Here is a 2504-nt window from a genome sequence, read left to right as displayed (position 1 = left end):
CAAGGAAAGGCAAATTTACAAAAATTTTGGAACACTCTTAGGCTTTATATCAAGCGGCAAAAATAAAAGACTTATTATATCATTTTGTTTTCTTTACGAATTACAGACGATGCTTCAAATGTTATCATTTAGTAGCTAAGCAAAAATCTGCCGAAAGATCATTTTGTTAAACTTGGCATTGAATTTCTTACACTAAAAGTTTATATTATTGTTAAGCTTAAAAACGTGGAGGTTTTGCTAAAAATGAAGAAAAGCTTTATTCTGCTAATTCTACCAATTATGTTTTTATTCTATTCATGCAACAAACAATCTGAGCCAAAATTTACAGTTGACCCAAATCCTGTGATTAAGCAGGCTATGGAAAATAAGAAAAATCTTATCGTAATCTTTGAATCAGAAACATGTCATTATTGTGATAAATTAAACAGAGAAGTTTTGAAAGATATGGAAGTCAAGCAAAGCTTAATAAAAAATAATGTAGAGATAGCTATCGTTAACGTTGACGGTAAAAGAAAAGTCTTAGACCCGGAAGGAAAAAAAGAAGTTGACGAGCAAACATTAGCGGGAATTTATAGAGTGACAGGGTATCCAACAATAGCGGTTTTTCTACCGGATAAAAATTATGAGCTTTACGGAGTAATTCCAGGATTTATTCCAAAAGATTATTTCATAATGCTTGCAGATTTTGTTGGTTCAAAGTGTTATCAAAAAATTGATAGCTTCCAAAAGTATGTAGAAAATGGAGGAAAATGTTGATCCCGCAAATATATATTGGAGAAGATTGGTTTACTTTAGATGAAGTTTTTAAAAGCTACTTTAATCCTGAATGTGGCGGAGTAGATATATTTATTGGCGTTGCAAGGTCGGCACCTGAGGATGGAGATGTAAAAGAACTTCATTACGAAGCTTATATTTCAATGGCTGAAAAAGTTGTAAAAGAAATCATAGAAGAGGCTAAAGAAAAGTTTAAAATACATCATGCAGTAGTACATCATAGAACAGGTGTTGTTCCGGTTGGCGTTCCATCATTTTTGGTGGTTGTATGGGCAGGACATAGACAGGAGGCTTTTAGTGGATGTAGGTATATTGTTGATAACGTTAAAGCCAGAGCTCCAATTTGGAAAAAAGAAGTGTTCAATACAGGACAATCTCAATGGAAGGAACAATAAATAAATGAAAGTGGCAGTTATAGGTGCAGGATTAGCAGGCTCAGAAGTAGCATATAAAATAGCCCAAGCAGGATACAAAGTAGACCTTTATGAAATGCGACCGGAAAAACAAACGCCAGCTCACAAAACTCCTTACTTCGCTGAAATCGTATGTAGCAACTCTTTCGGTAGTGAATCTTTAACATCCGGAGCAGGTTTATTAAAAAAAGAGATGGAAATTTTAGGCTCAATTATTTTAGATGTTGCGAAAGAATTTAAAGTTCCGGCTGGTCAGGCATTTGCAGTAGATAGAGAAAAATTCTCTAAAAGATTGACAGAAATTTTAGAAAACCATCCAAACATAAATGTAATCAGACAGGAAGTTAAAACCTTGCCGGATGCAGATATAATTGTAATTGCAACCGGACCTCTTACCTCAGAAGAGTTTTCTAAGGAAATTCAAAAAATTACAGGAAGTGAGTATTTATACTTCTATGATGCAATAGCTCCTGTGGTTGATGCTTCAACGGTTGATTTTTCAAAAGGATTTTGGGCTGATAGGTACGGAAAAGGAACAGGTGATTATTTTAACTGTGTATTATCTAAGCAGGAGTATGAAATTTTTTATCAAGAGCTTTTAAAAGGTGAACAAGTACCGTTAAAAGATTTTGAAAGGGCTGTATATTTTGAAGGTTGTCTTCCAATAGAGGAAATAGCACGAAGAGGAAAAGAAACCCTTTTATACGGTCCAATGAAACCTGTTGGACTGATTGACCCAAAAACAGGTAAAAGACCTTATGCAGTGGTTCAACTAAGAAAGGAAAACATAGAAGGAACTCTTCTTTCTTTGGTAGGTTTTCAAACAAAGCTAAAATATCCAGAGCAAAAGAGAATTTTTAGCTTAATACCTGCATTAAAAGATGCTGAATTTGTTAAACTTGGTTCTATTCACAGAAATACATTTATCCAATCTCAAAAACTGTTAAAACCAACTCTACAGCTTAGAGAAAAACCTAACATATTGTTTGCCGGGCAGATTACAGGAGTAGAAGGATACATGGCATCCGCTGCAACTGGAATTATTGCTGGTATAAATGTAGTAAGAATGTTAGAAGGTAAAGAGCCAGTAATTCCACCAAAAACCACAATGATAGGTGGGCTTATAAACTACATAACCACAGCAAAAAATGAACTTCAACCAATGGGTCCAAACTATGCACTTCTTCCGGAGCTTGAAGAAAAGATAAAAGGAAAGGAAGAAAGAAAGTTAAAAAAAGCAGAAATTGCACTGAAAGACATAAAAGAATGGATAAAAGAGATAGAATCAGCTGTTTTTATCTAGAGTGCTGTAAAAAT

The 2504-nt window shown here is 34.3% G+C and carries 3 protein-coding genes; all 3 read left to right on the top strand.

Annotated features, from left to right (window positions below; all coding sequences use genetic code 11):
- Positions 1-243 precede the first annotated feature (243 nt).
- Genes SULYE_RS07590 through trmFO form a run of 3 tightly spaced genes read left to right on the top strand, consistent with a single transcriptional unit; the run spans position 244 to position 2490 of the window.
- Positions 244-756, top strand: coding sequence for a thioredoxin family protein (locus SULYE_RS07590; protein WP_007548148.1), 513 nt, complete (start codon positions 244-246; stop codon positions 754-756).
- On the top strand, positions 753-1169 hold the full coding sequence (locus tag SULYE_RS07585; RefSeq protein WP_007548147.1) for a molybdenum cofactor biosynthesis protein MoaE: 417 nt from the start codon (positions 753-755) through the stop codon (positions 1167-1169). The genes SULYE_RS07590 and SULYE_RS07585 overlap by 4 nt, the downstream gene beginning before the upstream one ends.
- A 4-nt stretch (positions 1170-1173) precedes the next feature.
- Entirely contained in the window at positions 1174-2490 is a 1317-nt protein-coding gene (gene trmFO, locus SULYE_RS07580; protein ID WP_007548146.1) for a methylenetetrahydrofolate--tRNA-(uracil(54)-C(5))-methyltransferase (FADH(2)-oxidizing) TrmFO, read from the top strand.
- Positions 2491-2504: the final 14 nt, after the last annotated feature.

This window comes from Sulfurihydrogenibium yellowstonense SS-5 (assembly GCF_000173615.1).
Lineage (GTDB): Bacteria > Aquificota > Aquificia > Aquificales > Hydrogenothermaceae > Sulfurihydrogenibium > Sulfurihydrogenibium yellowstonense.
This window is presented reverse-complemented; position numbering and strand designations above follow the sequence as displayed.

Excerpts from the sequence above, each read along its gene's own strand:
- SULYE_RS07590 (WP_007548148.1), top strand. The coding sequence starts at position 244 with ATGAAGAAAAGCTTTATTCTGCTAATTCTACCAATTATGTTTTTATTC.
- trmFO (WP_007548146.1), top strand. The coding sequence starts at position 1,174 with ATGAAAGTGGCAGTTATAGGTGCAGGATTAGCAGGCTCAGAAGTAGCA.